A 19802-nucleotide genomic window follows, 5' to 3' on the forward strand; every position below is an offset into this window, starting at 1 on the left:
CGTCCTACCGTGCCTTTTCTGAGGACGTGATGGGATGAGCATCGCCACCGGACCCACCGGCACGACGCCGGTCAAGGCACGACGGTTCCGCCTGAGCCTGCCGATCCTGCTGCTCGGCCTGGCCGGGCTGCTCGTGCTGATGTCGCTGTTGCGCATCGTCACCGGCACCGGCGACCTCAGCTCCTCGGGCACCCTGCGGGCCACGCTCGTGGCCGCGATGCCGATCGGCCTGGCTGGCCTCGGCGGACTGTGGTCGGAGCGTGCCGGCATCGTGAACATCGGTCTGGAGGGGATGATGATCCTCGGGACCTTCGGGGCCGGCTACTTCGGCTACTTCCACGGTCCCTGGGAGGGCGTCCTCGGGGCCATCGGCTTCGGTATCGCCGGCGGCCTGCTGCACGCCGTGTCCACCGTGATCTTCGGGGTGGACCACATCGTCTCCGGTGTCGCGGTCAACATCATCGCCCTCGGCGTCGTGCAGTACCTCGCGGTCCTGTCCTTCGCGGGGGTGCCCGGCGGCGGTCAGACGCAGTCGCCGCGCGTCGACGACCTGCCCAGCATCTCCATACCCCTTCTCGCCGACCCGCTCGGGACCCTGGAGGGCAAGCGCTGGTTCTTCCTGTCCGAGCTGGCCGCGGTGTTGCGGTCCCTCGTCTCGAACCTCTCGGTGCTGACGCTCATCTGCCTCGGCCTGTTCTTCCTGACCTGGTTCATCCTGTGGCGCACGACCTTCGGGCTGCGACTGCGGTCGGTGGGTGAGAGCCCGGCAGCCGCAGAGTCGCTGGGCGTCAACGTCATCCGGTACAAGTTCATCGCCGTCGCCACGTCCGGCGCCTTCGCGGGACTGGCCGGCGGTTTCCTCGCCCTGGTGGCGGCCAACGGGTTCCGGGACGGTCAGACCGGTGGACGTGGCTACATCGGCCTCGCCGCCATGATCTTCGGCAACTGGCGTCCCGGCGGCCTGCTGGCCGGGTCCGGACTCTTCGGCTACACCGATACGCTGCGTCTGCGGGGCGGTGGGGACTCCATCCACGGCCTGCTGCTGCTCGTGGCCGTCGGCCTGGTCTTCCTGGCCATCTGGCAGTGGCGTCAGCACGGTCGACGTTCCGCGCTGGTGGCCGCTCTGCTCGGCATCCTGGTGGCTGCCTGGTACGTCGCGACCGACTCGATCCCGGAGGACCTGGCTGGTATGACGCCCTACGTGACGACGTTGCTGGTGCTCGCGCTGTTCGCGCAACGGCTACGCATGCCGGCCGCCGATGGCAAGCCGTACCGCAAGGGGAGTGTCGGATGACAGGATCGGACGATCGTGAGCCCGTCAACGTGCCGTTCGGCATCAAGGGCGCTGAAGACCCCGTCGACTGGGATGCGTTGCGTGGATACGCCACGCAGGTGATGGAGCGCGCGTACGCCCCCTACTCGCAGTATCCGGTGGGGGCGGCCGGGCTCGTCGACGACGGCCGTGTGGTGCTGGGGTGCAACGTGGAGAACGCGGCGTACGGCGTCGGGCTCTGCGCCGAGTGCGGCATGGTCTCGGCGCTGCACGCCACCGGCGGAGGTCGGCTCGTCGCCGTCGTGTGTGTCGACGCGCGCGGCCACGCACTCATGCCCTGCGGTCGGTGTCGCCAGCTGTTGTGGGAGAACGGCGGGCCGACGATGCAGCTGCTGACATCGTCCGGTCCACGCCCCATGACCGAGGTCCTGCCCGATGCGTTCGGCGCAGAGAACCTGGAGGAACGGTGAGCCCTGTGGTGGGTGCAGACCTCGCCTCACCGCAGCTGCTCGACGACCCGTACCCGTGGCTGGCCGAGCTGCGTGCCACGGGGCCACTGCTGCGTGCCGACGACGGGACCGATGGTGAGGGCCGCTGGGTGGCCACCACCCATGCCGCGGTGAGTGCTGTCCTACGGGACCGCCGGCTCGGCCGGCTCTGGTCGGACGTCGAGCCCGCCGAGTCGATGGAGCCCTTCAACACCCTGCACCGACATCAGCTGATGGAGAACGAGCCGCCCGAGCACACTCGGATGCGTCGGCTGCTGGCGGGCGCGTTCGGTCGCGGGCACGTCGAGCGCATGAGACCGCGCATCGAGGAGCTGGCCGAGTCGTTGCTGGACGACCTCCCTGAGGATGCTCCGGTCGACATCCTGGCGTCCTATGCCGAGCCGATGCCGGTCTTCGTCATCGCCGACCTGCTCGGCGTGCCCCGTGCGGACCACGTGCGCCTGCGCGACTGGTCGCAGGCGATCGTCCACATGTACGAGCAGGGGGTGGACGACGACGTCAAACGGGCGGCGGTCACGGCGAGTGAGGAGTTCGCCGCCTACGTGCGCGACGTCATCGAGCGGCGTCGCCGGGAGCCGGGTGAGGACCTCGTCACCGACCTCGTGGCCGAGGTCGACAGCACGGGGGCGCGGTTGAGCGACGACGAGCTCGTCGCCACCGTCGTGCTGCTGCTCAACGCCGGCCACGAGGCGTCGGTCAACACGTTCGGCAACGGCATCCATGCCCTGCTGTCGCGCCCTGAGCAGCTGGCTCGCGTGACGTCGGGGGACGTCCCGGTGGCGACGGCGCTGGAGGAGCTGATCCGTTTCGACGCGCCGCTGCAGATGTTCGAGCGGACGGCGAGCGTCGACGTCGAGATCGCCGGGGAGACGGTCCGGGCCGGGGAGACGGTGGCCTGCCTCATGGGCTCGGCCAACCGGGATGCCGAGGTCTTCGAGAACGCTGACGCCTTCGACGTCGGCCGCGACCCCAACCCCCATGTCGGTTTCGGCATGGGGCTGCACTTCTGCCTGGGCGCTCCGTTGGCGCGCCTGGAGCTCCAGATCACCCTGCGACGACTCCTCGAGCGGTATCCACGCCTGGCCCTCACTGGCCGGGCGCCGCGCCGCCCCACCTGGGTGCTGCGCGGGTTCGAGTCCATCGAGGTGGCTCTCACGTGAGCGAGCCGTTCGACGCGCCCGCGATCATCGCGGCCAAGCGGGACCGTGCCGAGCTGAGCGACGCGCAGATCGACTGGGTCGTCGACGCCTATACGCGTGGGGTCGTGGTGCCGGAGCAGATGTCGGCGCTCGCGATGGCGATCCTGCTCAACGGCATGGAGCGTCGTGAGATCTCCCGCTGGACGCAGGCGATGATCGCCAGCGGCGAGCGGATGGAGTTCTCCTCACTGACCCGGCCGACCGCTGACAAGCACTCCACCGGCGGCGTGGGCGACAAGATCACCCTGCCCCTGGCGCCGCTCGTTGCTGCCTGCGGTGTGGCCGTGCCGCAGCTCTCGGGCCGAGGTCTGGGGCACACCGGCGGCACGCTCGACAAGCTGGAGTCCGTGCCCGGGTGGCGGGCCGACCTGTCGAACGAGGCGATGCTGGAGCAGCTGGAGGACGTCGGTGCAGTGATCTGCGCCGCCGGTTCGGGCCTCGCGCCGGCGGACAAGAAGCTGTACGCGTTGCGGGACGTCACCGGCACCGTCGAGGCGGTCCCGCTCATCGCCAGCTCCATCATGAGCAAGAAGATCGCCGAGGGGACGGGAGCACTGGTACTCGACGTGAAGGTCGGCTCGGGCGCCTTCATGAAGGGAGAGGACCAGGCTCGGGAGCTGGCTCACGTCATGGTGGATCTGGGGAACGATGCGGGAGTGCGCACCGTCGCACTGCTCACCGACATGTCCACCCCGCTGGGCCTGACAGCGGGCAACGCCCTGGAGGTTCGTGAGTCCGTCGACGTACTGGCCGGAGGGGGCCCGTCCGACGTCGTGGAGCTGACTCTCGCGCTGGCTCGCGAGATGCTCTCGGCGGCTGGTCGTGAGGACGTCGATCCCGCCGATGCGCTTGCCGACGGTCGCGCCATGGACGTGTGGCGTCGCATGGTCGTGGCACAGGGCGGAGACCCGGACGCCGGCCTGCCCACGGCCCGGGAGACACACGTTGTCTTGGCACCGGTGACGGGGACGGTGGCCCGGCTGGACGCGCTGGCCGTCGGCCTGGCGGCCTGGCGGCTGGGGGCCGGACGGTCACGACCGGGGGAGCAGGTGCAGGCCGGGGCCGGAGTGGAGCTGCATGCCAAGCCGGGCGACACCGTGCGGGAGGGTGAGCCGCTGCTGACGCTGCACACCGACACGCCGGAACGCTTCGAGCGGGCACTGGAGGCGTTGGAGGGCGGGATCGACGTCGGCGAGGCCCCGGCAGGGGTGCCGGGCCCTGGGCGGCCAGAAGGCACGGCAGGGGTGCCGGGCCCTGGGCGGCCAGAAGGCACGGCAGGGGTGCCGGGCCTTGGGCGGCCAGAAGGCACGGCAGGGGTGCCGGCCCCTGGGCGGCGACGTGATACGACGGCGGCCGACGTGGTGCTCGGCCGGATTGGTTAGGGTCACGCCATGCGAGTGCTGAACGACCGTGACGAGATCGCCGGGACTTCCGGACAGGAGCTGGGCGTCAGCGAGTGGGTGCAGATCTCCCAGGAGCGCATTGACTTGTTCGCCGACGCCACGGGCGACCGGCAGTGGATCCACGTCGATCCCGAGCGTTCCGCCGAGGGTCCCTTCGGCACCACGATCGCTCACGGCTACCTGACCCTGTCGCTGCTGCCGTTCCTCGGGGCGCAGGTCTATGCCTTCGCCGGCGACGTCGCGCGGGTCAACTACGGCCTCAACAAGGTGCGCTTCGTCGCGCCGGTCACCGTCGACTCCAAGGTGCGCAACCGCGTCCACGTCGTGGACGTCCGAGACATCGAGAAGGGCCAGCAGGTCACGTTGCGCCACACGATCGAGATCAAGGGCGTCGACAAGCCGGCCTGCGTGGCCGAGACGGTGACGCTGCTGGTCGAGGCGCAGCACAGCGAGGACCGGACATGACAACCGTCGCCACCCCCGAACAGGTGCTCCGTGCGCCCAAGGTCGCCCTGCACGAGCATCTTGACGGCGGTGTGCGACCGTCGACGGTCGCACAGATCGCCGACGAGATCGGTCATGAGCTCCCGGTGCCGGCCGAGCAGCTGGGGTTGTGGTTCGCCGAGGCAGCGAGCTCGGGATCGTTGCCGCGGTACCTGGAGACCTTCGTGCACACTGTCGCCGTCATGCAGCGGCCGCAGGACCTCGCTCGCGTGGCCAAGGAGGCCGTCCTGGACCTGGCTGCCGACGGTGTGGTGTACGCCGAGCTTCGCTGGGCGCCCGAGCAGCATCTCGCCGCGGACCTGACGCTGCCCGAGACCGTCGAGGCCGTGCAGGCCGGCATCGACGAGGGACGCGCCGAGGCGGCGGCAGAGGGCTCGCCGATCGTCGTGGGGCAGCTGCTCACGGCGATGCGTCATGCCCAGCACGGTCTGGCGATCGCCGAGCTCGTCGTGGAGTACCGCGACCGCGGCGTGTGCGGCTTCGACATCGCCGGCGCCGAGGACGGCTTCCCGCCGATCCTGCACCTGGAGGCCTTTGAGTACCTGCGTCGGGAGAACGCGCACTTCACCATCCATGCCGGGGAGGGATTCGGCCTGCCCTCGATCTGGCAGGCCATCCAGCGCTGTGGCGCCGACCGGCTGGGGCACGGAGTCCGCATCATCGACGACATCGACCTGGCCGGCGCACAGGGCCCAGAGCTGGGCCGGCTGTCGGCGTACATCCGGGACAAGCGCATCCCGCTGGAGATGTGCCCCTCCTCGAACCTGCAGACCTCGGCCGTCCCGGGGATGCGCTCGATCGCCGACCATCCGATCGGCCTGCTCAAGGAGCTGGGCTTTCGCGTCACCGTCAACTGCGACAACCGGCTGATGAGTGGCACGTCGATGAGCAGGGAGCTGCAGCTGCTGGTCGATGCCTTCGACTACGGCACCGAGGAGCTGCGCTGGTTCACCGTCAACGCCATGAAGAGCGCCTTCCTGCCCTTCGAGGAGCGCCTCACGCTCATCAACGACGTCATCAAGCCCGGGTACGCCGCTCTGTGACCCCGGATTCGTGAGCCCGGGCCCCCAACCGGCCGTTCATCGAGTGCCAGGGCCCACACATCGGGCTCACACGCCGATGGGGTGCCAGACGGTCTTGGTCTCCAGCAGGGGGGTGATGCGGCCCAGGGACTCATCGGTGGAGGTGCCGGGGCGGATGACGCGCTTGAGGTTGACCGCTGCTTCTGCCTCGAGGTCGCGACCGAGGTCAGGATCCTTCACCCCGGTCAGGTCCAGGGCGTCGACGTCGAGGTGCGAGCGAGCCAGGGCCCGATCTCGGCGACGTCGCCGGTCAGCACGTTGACCACCCCGCCGGGCACGTCCGACGTCGCGAGGATCTCCGACAGCGTGACGGCCGGAAGCGGTCGCTCGTGCGACGTGACCACGACGACGGTGTTGCCGGAGACGATCGCCGGCGCCACGACGCCCACGAGTCCCAGCAGGGAGGAGTCCTGGGGCGCGGAGATCGCGACGACGCCCGTGGGCTCTGGTGCCGAGAGGTTGAAGAACGGTCCGGTCACCTGGTTGGCGTTGCCGGTCACCTGGGCGAGCTTGTCGGCCCATCCGGCGTACCAGACCCACGCGTCGATCGCGGCGTCGACAGTGGTGACGGCCCGCTTCTCGGTGAGCCCCTCACCGGCGCGCACCTCGGCCACGAGCTGCTCGCGTCGTCCTTCGAGGATCTCCGCGACCCGGTAGAGAACCTGGCCGCGGTTGTAGGGCGTGCGCCCCGACCAGCCGCCGAAGGCCTTGCGTGCGGCCACCACGGCGTTGCGGGCGTCCTTGCGCGAGGCCTGCGAGGCGTTGGCCAGGAACCGTCCCCTGGAGTCGCGTGCCTCGTAGGTGCGGCCGGATTCTGAGCGGGGAAACGCCCCGCCGATGTAGAGCTTGTAGGTCTTGCGCACCTCGAGCCGCGTCATCGCCGCGCCCCTTTCTGCTTGCCCTCTCGCAGGTAGGCGGCCAGTCCCTGCTTGCCGCCCTCACGGCCGTAGCCGGACTCCTTGTACCCACCGAACGGAGCGGCCGGGTCGAACTGGTTGAAGGTGTTGGCCCACACGACCCCGGCCCGCAGCTGGTCGGCCACGGCCAGGATGCGTGATCCCTTCTCGGTCCAGACGCCGGCGGACAGCCCGTAGGGGGTGTTGTTGGCCTTCTCGACGGCCTCGGCCGGGGTCCGGAACGTCAGGACCGAGAGCACGGGTCCGAAGATCTCCTCCCGGGCGATGCGATGGGCCTGGGTGACGCCGGTGAAGATGGTCGGCGCGAACCAGTACCCGTGCTCCGGCAGCTCGCAGGCCACCGACCAGCGTTCGGCTCCCTCGGCGTCCCCGACCTCGGCCAGCTCACGGATGCGGGCGAGCTGCTCGGCGGAGTTGATGGCACCGACGTCGGTGTTCTTGTCCAGCGGGTCACCGAGCCGCAGCGTCTCCATGCGTCGTTTGAGCCGCTCCAGGACGTCCTCGGCGACGCTCTCCTGCACGAGCAGACGCGAGCCGGCGCAGCAGACGTGGCCCTGGTTGAAGAAGATCCCACGCACGATGCCCTCGACGGCCTGGTCGATCGGTGCATCGTCGAAGACGATGTTGGCGGCCTTGCCGCCCAGCTCCAGCGTGAGCTTCTTGTCCGTCCCGGCGACGGCTCGGGCGATCTGGCGTCCGACGGCCGTGGACCCGGTGAAGGCCACCTTGTCGACGTCCGGATGTTCCACGACGGCCTGCCCCGTGGCACCGGCCCCGGTGACGATGTTGACCACGCCCGGTGGGAGCTCGGCCTGCTGGCAGATCTCGGCGAACAGCAGCGCCGTCAGGGGAGTGGTCTCGGCTGGCTTGAGCACCACGGTGTTGCCCGCGGCCAGGGCCGGCGCCACCTTCCAGGACAGCATCAGCAGCGGGAAGTTCCACGGGATCACCTGACCGGCGACGCCGTGCGGCTGCGGTGCCGGACCCATACCAGCGTGCTCGAGCTTGTCGGCCCACCCGGCGTAGTAGAAGAACCACTGCGAGACCAGCGGCACGTCGACGTCGCGCGACTCCTTGATGGGCTTGCCGTTGTCGAGGGTCTCCAGGACGGCCAGCTCGCGGCTGCGTTCGGCGATGATGCGCGCGATGCGGTACAGGTACTTGGCCCTCTCGCGTCCCGGCATCGGGCCCCACGTCGTGTCGAACGCGCGCCGTGCGGCCCTGACGGCACGGTCGACGTCGGCGTCCGTGGCCTCTGCGACCTCGGCCAGCACCTCCTCGGTGGCGGGGGAGACGGTCTTGAACGAGGGGCCGGACCCGTCGGTGAACTCGCCGTCGATGAACAGCCCGTAGGAGCTCAACAGGTCGACGATCGACCGGGACTCCGGTGCGGGCGCGTACTCGAACTTTGGCATCGAATCAGTCCAGGGTGACGTGGTCGGGACCGCTGTAGCGGCCGGAGGTCAGCTTCTGCCGCTGCAGGAGCAGGTCGTTGAGCAGCGACGAGGCACCGAAGCGGAACCAGTCCGGGTCGAGCCAGTCGTCGCCCAGGGTCTCGTTGACGGCGACCAGGTAGGAGAGCGCCTCCTTGGTGGTGCGGATGCCCCCGGCGGGCTTGACGCCCACCTGCCGCCCGGTGGCGACGCGGTAGTCGCGCACGGCCTGCAGCATCAGCAACGTCACGGGCAGCGTCGCAGCGGGCTGCACCTTGCCGGTGCTGGTCTTGATGAAGTCGGCACCGGCATCCATGGCCAGCCACGACGCCCGCCGCACGTTGTCATAGGTCTGCAGCTCGCCGGTCTCCAGGATGACCTTCAGGTGGGCTGAACCGCAGGCCTCCCTGACAGCGACGATCTGCTCGTGGACGGTGGCGAGATCGCCGGACAGGAAGGCGCCGCGGTCGATGACCATGTCGACCTCGTCCGCTCCGGCCCCGACGGCGTGAGCGGTGTCGGCGAGCTTGACGTCGAGTGCGGCTCGGCCGGACGGGAAGGCCGTCGCGACTGCGGCGACGTGCAGTGACGAGCCGACGACGTCACGGACGTCGCGGACCATGTCCGGGTACACGCAGACCGCCGCGACGGACGGGCACGAGGCGTCACCCGGGTCCGGGCGCAAGGCCTTGGCGGACAGCGCCCGCACCTTGCCGGGAGTGTCGGCCCCCTCGAGCGTCGTCAGGTCGACCATCGAGATGGCTAGGTCGATCGCCCACTGCTTGGACGTGGTCTTGATGGAGCGGGTGGCGAGCGCCGCGGCTCGGGCCTCGAGACCGACCGCGTCGACGCCGGGTAGGCGCGAGAGCGTTCGGTGCAGCGTCGTGCTGGTCGCAGACGTCACGGAGTTCCCTTCGGGTGCGGTCTGGCCGGCTGTGGCCGGGACTGCACCACGCTACCTCCCCTCAGGGTCCTGTGCGACGCCGTCTGAGCGCGACGACGATGGTGACGACGACCGCCGTGACGGCGCTCAGCCCGGAGACGAGCACCACCACGGCCACGTCGCGGACGCTGCCCCAGACGTCGGGGTCGTCGGAGACCCCGATGGACGCCTGCCCGGAGGCGCCGGTGCAGCTCAACAGGTGGGTGGAGCCGGGCGGACCCTCGATGACCGTGACCTTGTGCCACGTACGGCTGCCGCGGGTGAAGGTGGTACTGCCCCGCAGGTCACGCGAGGACTCCGCGCCGGACTCGTTGGTCGCCGTGCAGGTGACACCGGCTGCTGAACCTTCCTGCCAGACGGCCAGCGGGCGCTCGCCAAGGGTCACGGGGCCGGAGGCGGGAACCGGGTCGATCTCGAAGTTCGCGATGCCGGTGAACAGCCGCACCGTCCCGAACACACCGACGGCGACGGCGATGACCAGCAGCACGGCCGCGAGGCCGTACCAGGCGCGCGACGGTCGATGTTCGGGGCTCACGAGGCCACAGTAGGCGGACACGGGGGCGTGCTGCGTGCGAGGGTGGTCCTGGACCAAGCCACGCCACTCGAGGGATTCAGCATGTCCGTGGAGCACGCGACCATCGACCTGGAGCAGCGCGTCGACGCCTCGGTGCGCGCGGTGTGGGCCGCGTTCAGCGACCCGGTCGTGAGGGCACGCTGGAGCGTCCCCGACGGCGAGGAGCAGGTCTGCCTCGACGACGACTTCACCCCCGGTGGACGGGGGCGCTACCGGTGTGGGAGCCCGGGAGTGCTCGAGTTCCAGGGTGAGATCGAGTACGTGCAGATCGAGCCCGAACGTCTCGTCGTCCACACCGACACCGTCCGCACCGATGACGGTCTGCTCGCCACGGCCCTGCTGACGTGGCGCTTTGAAGACCTGGGTGCCGACGTCACGCGGGTCGAGGTCGTCGACCAGGTGGTCTCCTTCGTCGGGCCGGGCATGATCGAGGGCCATCGCAACGGGCACCGCATCGCGCTGGCGCAGCTGGCCGGCCTCCTGCGTCACTGAGCGACGTTCACTGGATCGTCACCTCCGGAGCGTTGACGTCCCGGTTGGGGGTGGGGTTCGATCGAGGGCAGGTCCGGCAGCCGTCAGGTGTGCGCCCTCAAGCGCGTGCTCTTAGGTGCGGGGGACCTCAGCAGGACGAGGCAACACCGACATCACGCAGCACCGACGTGGGGGAGCAACGACACCATGACCACCCTGAAGAGCCGGCTCGTCGCGGCCGCCTGTGCCGTAAGCCTGGCCGGATCCATCCTGGCCGCCGCTCCAGCGCACGCCGCCGAGCAGGTCGACATCACCCTGCTGGGCATCAACGACTTCCACGGACGGATCGATCAGAACACCGTCAAGTTCGCCGGGACGATCGAGCAGCTCCGTGAGGAGGCCGGGGACGACTCGACCCTGGTGCTCTCGGCCGGCGACGACATCGGTGCGTCCCTCTTCGCCTCCTCGAGCCAGCAGGACCAGCCGACGATCGACGTGCTCAACGCGCTCGAGCTCGACGCCACCGCAGTCGGCAACCACGAGTTCGACCGGGGCTTCGACGACCTGGCCGATCGTGTCGTGCCCGCCACCGACCGCCCGATCCTGGGGGCGAACGTGCTGCTGGAGGACGGCTCGCCTGCTCTGCAGGCGTACGAGGTCGTGGACGTCGACGGCCTCTCGGTGGGTGTCGTGGGCGCGGTGAGCCAGGAGACCCCGACCCTCGTCGACCCGTCTGGCATCGAGGGCCTGCAGTTCACCGATCCGGTGGAGGCGGTCAACGAGGCGGTCGAGGAGCTCCAGGAGCTACCCGAGGCCCCTGACGTCATCGTCGCGGCGTACCACGAGGGTGCTCCCGAAGGATCGGCGTCGCTGGAGGACGCTCTCGCCGACAGCGAGGTGTTCCGGTCCATGGTCGAGGACACCTCGGGCGACGTCGACGCGCTCTTCATGGGCCACACGCACCAGGAGTACGCCCACGAGGCGCCCAAGCCGGGTGGAGGAACGCGGCCTGTGGTCCAGACCGGGAGCTACGGCGAGAACATCGGCAAGGTCGAGCTCGCCGTCGACCCGGACTCCGGCGACGTGTCGGCCCACACGCAGTCCAACGTCCCCCGTGTGGAGACCGACGACGCCGAGCTCGTCGACGCCTTCCCGCGCGTCAAGGAGGTCAAGGACATCGTCGAGGAGGCGATCGCCGTGGCCGACGAGATCGGCAAGGAGCCGGTCGGGGAGATCACCGCTGACATCACCACCGCCTTCGCCGGCGGCGAGCGCGACGACCGGTCCAGCGAGTCCACGCTCGGCAACCTCGTGGCAGAGGCCACCTACGCGCAGGTCTCCGAGCTGCCCGCCGGTGCGGACCTTGCCGTGGTCAACCCCGGAGGCCTGCGTGACGACCTGCTCTTCGAGGGAGCGGGAGGCGACGGCGTGGTCACCCTGGCCGAGGCCAACGCGGTCATGCCGTTCGCCAACAACCTGAGCTCGGTGACCCTGAGTGGCGAGTTGCTCAAGGACGTCTTCGAGCAGCAGTGGCAGCGTGACGCCGGCGGGCAGGTCCCCTCGCGTCCGTACCTGCAGCTGGGCACGTCGGACAACGTCCGCTACACCTTCGACCCGAGCCGGCCGGAGGGTGAGCGCATCACCTCGCTGACCGTCGACGGTGAGCCGGTCTCCGCCAACGAGAGCTACCGCGTCGCGGTGCCCTCGTTCCTGGCAGCCGGCGGGGACAACTTCCATGCCTTCCCCGAGGGAGAGGCCACCGATACCGGGATCATCGACTTCGAGGCGTGGGTGGAGTACCTCAGTGAGAACTCCCCGATCTCGCCGGACTTCGGACGGCACGCCGTGCAGGTTGACGGTCTGGAGGATTCCTACGACGCCGGTGACGATGTCGCGTTCGAGCTGCCGTTGCTCGACCTCACCTCGCTCGGTAGCCCCGCCAACGAGTCCGTGACCCTCACGCTCGTCCAGGGTGAGCAGGAGAGCCCCCTCGGTGAGGCCGCCGTGAGCGACGGCGCGGCGAGCCCGTCGGTGACGCTGCCCGACGATGCCAGCGGTGAGTCAGTGATCCGGGTGGAGGCCGAGCCCAGCGGAACCGTCGCCGAGCTGCCGATCACGATCGAGGAGACGGCCACGGCCGCCACGGTCACGGCGCTCACGCTGCCGTTCGTGCCCCAGGGGTTCCCTCTGCCGGTGCTGGTCCAGGTGGATGGTGACGGCGCCACACCCACCGGCACCGTCCAGGTGCTCGACGGTGACACCGAGCTCGGATCCACCGAGCTGTGGCGGGGTCACGGCATCGCCCTCGTCGGCACCGGTGACCTGGAGGCAGGCCGTCACACCCTCACGGTCCGTTACGGAGGCGACGACGACTACGGGCCTGCCGAGACCGAGGTCGCGCTGAGGGTCGTCAAGGGCCTGTTCTGATGAGACGCCTCGCGACGGTCCTGGCCGCGACCCTCGCGGCCGGGACGGTGGCCGCGCTGCCCGGGTCGGCCCAGGGTGAGCCCGATGGTTCCGAGATCGTCATCGCCGAGGCCTACGTCAACGCAGGCAGCACCGGCGCGACGTACCGCAACAAGTTCGTGGAGCTGCACAACCCCACCGAGGAGGCCGTCGACGTCTCGGGGTGGTCCGTGCAGTACCGCTCGTACGCCTCCGCGGACCGTTTCACCGGTGTCATCGCCTTGGGCGAGCACGAGATCCCGGCCGGCGGGACGCTGCTGGTGGGCGGCAACAGCAACGCGGACCACGGCGAGGCGTTGCCCACGCCCGACGTCGCGTCGTCGGTGGCGTTCTCCGGCAACGCCAACGGTGGGACGCTGGCCCTCGCTCGGTCCACGTCGGCCCTGAGCGGCGACCGCGAGACGGTGCTCGGCTCAGACGAGCTGGTCGACCTGGTCGGGTATGGCGCGTCGACGACGTTCGAGGGCTCGGGGCCGGCCGCCGGTTACTCGGTCACCGCGTCCCTGAACCGTGACGAGGCCGTCGACACCGACGACAACGCTGCCGACTTCACCGCTGCCGCGCCGACTCCGCAGCCGTGTGGCGAGGTGTGCGACGTCTCCGGCCCGGGGGAGCCCGGGGATCCGGAGGATCTTGAGATCGCCGAGATCCAGGGCGAGGGGGACTCGAGCCCGGTCGAGGGCGAGCACGTCCGCACCACCGGTGTCGTCACGGCGGCCTACCCCGAGGGCGGGTTCGACGGCGCCTATGTGCAGACCGCCGGCACCGGCGGGGGTGCCGGGCCGGGGGCGGCGGAAGACACCGGCGGGGGTGCCGGGCCGGGGGCGGCGGAAGACACCGGCGGGGGTGCCGGGCCGGGGGGCGCGTCGCACGGATTGTTCGTCGCGTCGGACGCGCTGGCCGCTGACGCCGAGGTGGGCGATCACGTGGAGGTCGTCGGCACGGTGGAGGAGCAGTTCGGCCTGACCACGATCGTCGCCACCGAGCACTCGGTGCTCGATGAGCCCGTCGAGGCGGTCAAGCCCACCGAGGTCACCTTCCCGATGACCGAGGAGCAGCGCGAGAGCCTGGAGGGGATGCTCGTGGCTCCTCGGGGGGACCTGACGGTCACCAACAACTACGCCACCAACCAGTTCGGGGAGATCGGCCTGGCTGCCGGCACGACGCCGCTGCCTCAACCCACGGACGTCGAGCGGCCACGCACTGCGGAGTACGACGCGCTCGTGGCGGACAACGAGCGCCGCCTCGTGACGCTCGACGACGGCCGGTCCACCAACTTCCTGTCCGGTGCGGCACGGCACGATCCGGTCTCCTGGCTGCGCGGCGACAACGAGGTTCGCGTCGGTGCCCCGGCCCGGGTCAGCGAGCCGGTCGTCCTGGACTACCGCTTCGGCCTGTGGCGTCTGCAGCCCACGGAGCCGCTGACCGCCGAGACAGAGCCGGTCACGTTCGGCGACACGCGTGAGGCCGCGCCCGGCGAGGTTCCCGGGGATGTGCGCATCGCCGCGTTCAACGTCCTCAACTACTTCGTCACGACCGGTGAGTCCTACGAGGACGCGGGCATGGGCACGTGCCGCTACTACGAGGATCGCGACGGCGACCCGATCACGGTCGACACCTGCACGGGCGTCGGTCCGCGCGGGGCCGCCGACGAGGCCAACCTGGCGCGGCAGGAGGCCAAGATCGTCGAGGCGGTCAACAGCCTCGACGTCGACGTCGTCGCGCTGCAGGAGATCGAGAACTCTGCCGCGTTCGGCCTCGACCGCGACACCGCGCTGCGCACCCTGGTCGGCGCGCTCAACGAGGACGCGGGCCGTGAGCGTTGGGCGGCCGTCCTCTCTCCCGACGCGGTGCCTGAGGGCGAGGACGTCATCCGTACCGCCTTCATCCACGACGCCGAGTCCCTCGAGGCAGTGGGGGAGTCGGTGATCCTCGGCGCCGGCGGGGGTGCCGGGCCGTGGGCGGCAGACAGTACTGCTTTCGACAATGCCCGTGAGCCGCTGGCGCAGACCTTCCGGCCCACCGCCGGCGGGCCGGACGACGACTTCGTGGTGATCAACAACCACTTCAAGTCCAAGGGGTCCGGTGAGGGCGACGACGCAGACACCGGAGACGGACAGGGCGGATCCAACGCCTCCCGGGTGCGTCAGGCGACGGCACTGGTCGGGTTCGCGCAGGAACAGGCCGAGGCGGCTGGCACGGAGCTGACCTTCCTCACCGGAGACTTCAACTCCTACAGCCGTGAGGACCCGGTCGAGGTGATCCTGGACGCGGGGTTCGTGGACGCGCCGCGCTCCTTCGAGGCGGGGTACACCTACCAGTTCGGCGGGCAGGTCGGCTCGCTCGATCATGTCTTCGCCTCCGAGGCGGCCTTCGAGAGGGTGACGGGCGCCGACATCTGGAGCATCAACACCGATGAGTCGGTGGGCCGCGAGTACAGCCGGTTCAACACCAACGTCACGTCGTTGTTCGACGAGTCGGTGTTTCGCGCCAGCGATCACGACCCGGTCGTGGTGGGCTTTGCGCTCGCCGGGGACGATGACCCGGGCCGGTCACCGTCGCTGCTCTCAGTCACCGATGCGCGGACCGGGCTGCTGGGCCGGTTGTCGGTGGAGGTCACGACGCCGGGACGCGTGGTGGACTCGGGTGTGGTCCTGGTGCGACGCGGGTTCCTGCCCGTGGGCCTGGGAGTCGTCCGCGACGGAGCCGCCACCGCGTACGTTGCAGGCCTGCAGGCCGGACGCGAGTACACCGTGGACTACAGCGGTGACCCGGCCACGAAGGGTTCCAGCACGACGTACCGCGTCCCCGGCTGAGCGCCCGCCTCCCCGGCCCCACGCGCCACCTGATTCCCATGAGTTCATGGGAATCAGGTGACATGCCCCGGTTCTCTGCTGCTCACCCCGGCTTGCAAAGGCCGGTGAGCAGCAGAAGACCGGGGTGGGTGAGTGAGTCTCGGATGGGGCCGCTCAGAGCCCGAGCGCGACGGCCAGGTCGGCCTTGATCGCCTCGACGGCGTCGCGGGCGCGGATGCGTGCCTCGTCCATCGACGTCACCGGCACCACCACCTCGATGTAGCACTTCAGCTTGGGCTCGGTGCCCGACGGTCGGCAGATGATCCGTGCTCCGGTGATGCCGTCCGTGGCGTCCAGACCGAGCCGGATGCCGTCGGTGGGCGGCAGGCCACGGTAGCCCAGCTCGAGGTCGTCGACGGAGTCCACGGCCAGCCCCCCGAGCGTCGACGGGGGCGAGGTGCGCAACGTGGCCATGGCCCTGGCGATGATGGAGAGGTCCTCCACCCGCACCGAGAGCTGGTCGGTGACGTGCAGGCCGTGCTCGGTGTAGATCTCCTCGAGCCGGTCCAGCAGGGTGCGGCCCTCGGTCTTGAGCTCAGCGGCCAGCTCGAGCACGGCGAGGATGGCGGAGATGCCGTCCTTGTCGCGGGCGATGTGCGGCGCGACGCTGTACCCGAGCGCCTCCTCGTAGCCGAAGGCCAGGTCGTCGATCTTGCCGAGCCACTTGAAGCCTGTGAGGGTCTGGTGCCACCGACGATCGTGGGCGGCGGCCTGCAGTCCCAGCAGGTCCGAGCTGACGATCGAGGCTCCGTAGCCGCCGTCCACGCCACGCCGCAGCAGCAGGTCGGCCAGCAACGCGCCCACCTGGTCGCCGGTCAGCATGTGCGTCCGGCCAGCCGCTCGGACTCCCACCGCGCAGCGGTCCGCGTCGGGGTCGTTCGCCAGGACGACGTCCGCCCCGACCTCGTCCGCCAGGGCGAGCGCGAGGTCCATCGCTCCGGGCTCCTCGGGGTTCGGGAAGGCGACGGTGGGGAAGTCGGGGTCGGGCTCGGCCTGCTTCGCCACGACGTGCAGCGGCGCGAACCCGGCGCGCTCCACGACGTCGACGACGGTGTCGCGGCCCACGCCGTGCATGGGTGTGTAGACGGCGACGACATCCTGCGGACGCGCGTCAGGCCCGCGCAGCGTGCCGCTGAGCCCGGCGACCGCTGCGCGGTACGCCTCGGCCACGTCGGGACCCACCACGTCGTAGTTCTCGCTGCGGGGCAGCTCGTCGACGCGGCCCACGGCATCGATCGCGGCAGAGATGTCGGTGTCGGCCGGTGGGACGATCTGGCTGGAGTCGGCCAGGTAGACCTTGTAGCCGTTGTCCTGTGGTGGGTTGTGCGACGCGGTCACCATGACGCCCGCCGAGCAGCCGAGGTGGCCGATCGCGAACGCCAGCACCGGCGTGGGAAGCGCCTCGGGCAGGACGTACGCGCGGACGCCGAGCGCCTGGGCGATCTCGGCGGTGTCGCGGGCAAAGACGTCGGAGTTGTGCCGCGCGTCGTAGCCCACCACGACGGAGGGCGAGTCCTCACGGTCCAGCAGGTAGCGGGACAGACCGGCAGCGGCCTGGGCGACGATGACCCGGTTCATCCGGTTGGGCCCGGCCCCCAGGGCGCCGCGCAGGCCTGCCGTGCCGAACTGCAGCCGCTCACGGAACCGGTCCTCGAGGGCTGCCGTGTCACCGGCGTCGAGCAGCTCCTGCAGCTCGGCGCGGGTGACGGCGTCGGGATCCTGGGCCAGCCAGGCGCGGGCGGACTGCTCGACGTTCATGGCGCTCCTTCAGACACTGCTCTTAGGCTCGGGGGCTCTCAGACTCGGGGCACGACTTGGCCGAGGAGCTCACCCATGCGGGCGGCTGCGTTCCGTCCGGCCTCGAGCACCTCGTCGTGGTTGAGCGGCTGGCCGCTCATGCCTGCGGCCGCGTTGGTGACCAGTGAGATACCCAGCACCGCCAGCCCGGCCTCGCGGGCTGCGATGGCTTCCAGGACGGTGGACATGCCCACCAGCGTCCCACCGATCGTCCTCACCATGGCGATCTCGGCCGGCGTCTCGTAGTGGGGCCCCGGGAACTGCACGTAGACGCCCTCGTCGAGCGTCGGATCGACCTCCTGGCACAGCGCCCGCAGACGGGGGGAGTAGGCGTCGGTGAGGTCGACGAAGTTCGCCCCCTCGATCGGGGAGGTGGCGGTGAGGTTGATGTGGTCGCTGATGAGCACCGGGGTCCCGGGCTGCCACGACGGGTCGAGACCACCGCACCCGTTGGTGAGGACGATGGCACGACAGCCGGCGGCCGCGGCAGTGCGGACGCCGTGCACGACCGTCGCCACGCCGTGGCCCTCGTAGAAGTGGGTGCGGCCGAGGAACAGCAGCAGGTTCTTGTCCCCGAGGGCCACCGAACGGATGGTGCCTCCGTGCCCCTCGACGGCCGGCTTGAGGAAGCCGGGCAGGTCGCTGGCCGCGAGCTCGGCCCGCGGCGCCCCGAGCGCATCGGCGGCCGGGAGCCAGCCCGAACCCATGACCAGGGCGACGTCGTGGCGCTCCACCCCCGTTCGCTCCGCGAGGGCTTGCGCGGCCTGTCGTGCGAGGTCAGCGGTGCTCACCTGCCGTACCTTAGCCGAGTGCGCGAGATCATCGGCAGCACGCTGGATGCGCGCTGATGGCGGCGCGATCCCAGGTCTCGAGGCGCCCACGCACCGTCTGGTCGCCGGGCTGGGTGCGGGCCGCGGCGCCGAGCCGGCGTGAGGCCCTGCCCGGATCGAGCTGCCACACCCCGGCTGCGACAATGAGCCCGTGGCACATGTGGCGATCGTCGGCGGAGGCCCCGGAGGGTATGAGGCGGCGCTCGTCGCTGCTCGGCTTGGAGCGGACGTCACGCTCGTGGAACGTGACGGTGTGGGTGGCTCGACGGTGCTCACCGACTGTGTTCCCAGCAAGACCCTCATCGCGACGTCCGACCTGTTGAACGAGGTCGAGACCTCCGCCGAGCTCGGCGTCAAGGTGCCGTCCACGGTGCGCGCGGACCTGTCGAGCGTCAACGCCCGCGTGCTGCGCCTGGCGGCAGCGCAGTCTGCAGACATCGCCGAGCGGCTCCGGGCCAGCGGAGTGCGCGTGCTGACAGGGACGGCTCGACTGACGAGTGCACGCAGCGTGCGCGTCTCAGGGCCCGAGGGCGACCAGGACGTCGTGGCCGACGGCATCCTCCTGGCCACCGGGGCGCATCCCCGTGTGAGCCCTGACGCCGAGCCCGACGGCGAACGCATCCTCACCTGGGAGCAGGTCTACGGCCTGCAGGAGATTCCGGAGCACATGATCGTCGTCGGCTCCGGGGTGACCGGGGCGGAGTTCGCGAGCGCCTACAACGGACTCGATGCGCGGGTCACCTTGGTCTCCAGCCGTGATCGTGTCCTGCCGGGTGAGGACGAGGACGCCGCCAACCTCATCGAGGACGTCTTCACCGAACGCGGCATGACAGTGATGGGGACGTCCCGCATGGCCTCGGTCGAGCGCCGGGGCGACGGTGTCGTCGTGACCCTGACCGACGGTCGCAGCATCGAGGGTTCGCACTGCCTGCTCGCGCTGGGGTCCATCCCCAACACCGCCGGGCTGGGGCTCGAGGACGCAGGAGTCACGCTCGACGACCGTGGATTCGTGCAGGTCGACCGGGTCTCGCGGACCTCGGCGCCCGGGATCTACGCCGCTGGTGACTGCACGGGCGTGCTGATGCTCGCCTCCGTCGCGGCGCAGCAGGGACGCATCGCGATGTCTCACCTGCTGGGCGACGCCGTGCTGCCGCTGGACCTGGACAAGGTCTCCAGCAACATCTTCACCTCGCCCGAGATCGCCACGGTCGGACTCTCGCAGCGGCAGGTCGAGGAGTCCGAGATCCAGGTCGACGTCACGATGCTGCCGCTCGCGGCCAACCCGCGCGCCAAGATGCAGGGCGTCCATCACGGCTTCGTCAAGCTGTTCGCGCGCTCGGGCGGGGGAGCGGTCGTCGGTGGTGTCGTCGTGGGGCCCCGCGCCAGCGAGCTCGTCCATGCTCTGTCGCTCGCGGTGTCGACCTCGCTGACCGTCGACCAGGTGGCCGATGCCTTCACGATCTACCCGTCGCTGTCCGGCTCGGTGGCCGAGGCCGCCCGCCGGCTGCACCGAGCATGATGACAGTGCCTCAGGTCCGCCGCCTGT

Annotated in this window: 17 protein-coding genes; 10 read left to right on the plus strand and 7 right to left on the minus strand. The window is 70.3% G+C overall.

The genetic code is table 11. From position 1 onward, the window contains the following. Positions 1-34 precede the first annotated feature (34 nt). Genes ACEVFP_RS06175 through ACEVFP_RS06200 form a run of 6 tightly spaced genes read left to right on the plus strand, consistent with a single transcriptional unit; the run spans position 35 to position 5931 of the window. Positions 35-1294: an ABC transporter permease gene (locus ACEVFP_RS06175; protein WP_375002767.1), complete on the plus strand. Its 1260-nt coding sequence runs from the start codon at positions 35-37 to the stop codon at positions 1292-1294. Then, on the plus strand, positions 1291-1743 hold the full coding sequence (locus ACEVFP_RS06180; protein ID WP_375002768.1) for a cytidine deaminase: 453 nt from the start codon (positions 1291-1293) through the stop codon (positions 1741-1743). The genes ACEVFP_RS06175 and ACEVFP_RS06180 overlap by 4 nt, the downstream gene beginning before the upstream one ends. Next, on the plus strand, positions 1740-2942 hold the full coding sequence (locus ACEVFP_RS06185; RefSeq protein WP_375002769.1) for a cytochrome P450: 1203 nt from the start codon (positions 1740-1742) through the stop codon (positions 2940-2942). Before ACEVFP_RS06180 ends, ACEVFP_RS06185 begins: the two co-directional genes overlap by 4 nt. After that, entirely contained in the window at positions 2939-4363 is a 1425-nt protein-coding gene (locus tag ACEVFP_RS06190; protein ID WP_375002770.1) for a thymidine phosphorylase, read from the plus strand. The genes ACEVFP_RS06185 and ACEVFP_RS06190 overlap by 4 nt, the downstream gene beginning before the upstream one ends. Positions 4364-4372: 9 nt before the next feature. Next, positions 4373-4849 (plus strand): MaoC family dehydratase, encoded by a 477-nt coding sequence (locus tag ACEVFP_RS06195; protein WP_375002771.1) that lies wholly within the window; start codon positions 4373-4375, stop codon positions 4847-4849. After that, positions 4846-5931: an adenosine deaminase gene (locus tag ACEVFP_RS06200; RefSeq protein ID WP_375002772.1), complete on the plus strand. Its 1086-nt coding sequence runs from the start codon at positions 4846-4848 to the stop codon at positions 5929-5931. The genes ACEVFP_RS06195 and ACEVFP_RS06200 overlap by 4 nt, the downstream gene beginning before the upstream one ends. 66 nt (positions 5932-5997) lie before the next feature. On the opposite strand, the gene ACEVFP_RS06205 is transcribed toward ACEVFP_RS06200, so the two are convergent. The 5 genes from ACEVFP_RS06205 to ACEVFP_RS06225 all read right to left on the minus strand — a co-directional run bounded on the left by ACEVFP_RS06205 (position 5998) and on the right by ACEVFP_RS06225 (position 9798). Then, positions 5998-6150 (minus strand): hypothetical protein, encoded by a 153-nt coding sequence (locus tag ACEVFP_RS06205; protein ID WP_375002773.1) that lies wholly within the window; start codon positions 6148-6150, stop codon positions 5998-6000. A gap of 5 nt (positions 6151-6155) precedes the next feature. Next, the gene (locus ACEVFP_RS06210) at positions 6156-6848 is read right to left on the minus strand and encodes an aldehyde dehydrogenase family protein (RefSeq protein WP_375002774.1); all 693 of its coding nucleotides are present in this window, start codon (positions 6846-6848) and stop codon (positions 6156-6158) included. Continuing rightward, positions 6845-8302: an aldehyde dehydrogenase family protein gene (locus tag ACEVFP_RS06215; RefSeq protein ID WP_375002775.1), complete on the minus strand. Its 1458-nt coding sequence runs from the start codon at positions 8300-8302 to the stop codon at positions 6845-6847. The genes ACEVFP_RS06210 and ACEVFP_RS06215 overlap by 4 nt, the downstream gene beginning before the upstream one ends. 4 nt (positions 8303-8306) lie before the next feature. Further along, positions 8307-9224 (minus strand): deoxyribose-phosphate aldolase, encoded by a 918-nt coding sequence (deoC, locus tag ACEVFP_RS06220; RefSeq protein WP_375002776.1) that lies wholly within the window; start codon positions 9222-9224, stop codon positions 8307-8309. Between the two features lie 61 nt (positions 9225-9285). Further along, on the minus strand, positions 9286-9798 hold the full coding sequence (locus tag ACEVFP_RS06225) for a hypothetical protein (RefSeq protein WP_375002777.1): 513 nt from the start codon (positions 9796-9798) through the stop codon (positions 9286-9288). A gap of 81 nt (positions 9799-9879) precedes the next feature. On the opposite strand from ACEVFP_RS06225, the gene ACEVFP_RS06230 reads away from it, so the two are divergent. The 3 genes from ACEVFP_RS06230 (at position 9880) to ACEVFP_RS06240 (ending at position 15590) form a co-directional block, all read left to right on the plus strand. Then, positions 9880-10329 (plus strand): SRPBCC domain-containing protein, encoded by a 450-nt coding sequence (locus ACEVFP_RS06230; protein WP_375002778.1) that lies wholly within the window; start codon positions 9880-9882, stop codon positions 10327-10329. A gap of 186 nt (positions 10330-10515) precedes the next feature. Then, entirely contained in the window at positions 10516-12735 is a 2220-nt protein-coding gene (locus tag ACEVFP_RS06235; RefSeq protein WP_375002779.1) for a 5'-nucleotidase C-terminal domain-containing protein, read from the plus strand. After that, positions 12735-15590: an ExeM/NucH family extracellular endonuclease gene (locus tag ACEVFP_RS06240; RefSeq protein WP_375002780.1), complete on the plus strand. Its 2856-nt coding sequence runs from the start codon at positions 12735-12737 to the stop codon at positions 15588-15590. Before ACEVFP_RS06235 ends, ACEVFP_RS06240 begins: the two co-directional genes overlap by 1 nt. 153 nt (positions 15591-15743) lie before the next feature. Here the strand turns inward: ACEVFP_RS06240 and ACEVFP_RS06245 are convergent, their stop codons facing one another. After that, positions 15744-17387 carry a phospho-sugar mutase gene (locus ACEVFP_RS06245; RefSeq protein ID WP_375002781.1) on the minus strand — a complete coding sequence of 548 codons (1644 nt, stop codon included), beginning with the start codon at positions 17385-17387 and terminating at the stop codon, positions 15744-15746. 38 nt (positions 17388-17425) lie between these two features. Next, a complete protein-coding gene (locus ACEVFP_RS06250; protein WP_375002782.1) occupies positions 17426-18217 on the minus strand; it encodes a purine-nucleoside phosphorylase in 792 nt (263 codons plus the stop codon). Positions 18218-18407: 190 nt separating this feature from the next. On the opposite strand from ACEVFP_RS06250, the gene ACEVFP_RS06255 reads away from it, so the two are divergent. Continuing rightward, positions 18408-19775 (plus strand): NAD(P)H-quinone dehydrogenase, encoded by a 1368-nt coding sequence (locus ACEVFP_RS06255; protein WP_375002783.1) that lies wholly within the window; start codon positions 18408-18410, stop codon positions 19773-19775. Positions 19776-19802 lie beyond the last annotated feature (27 nt).

This window comes from Aeromicrobium sp. CTD01-1L150, assembly GCF_041951745.1.
In the GTDB taxonomy this organism is placed as follows: Bacteria; Actinomycetota; Actinomycetes; order Propionibacteriales; family Nocardioidaceae; genus Aeromicrobium.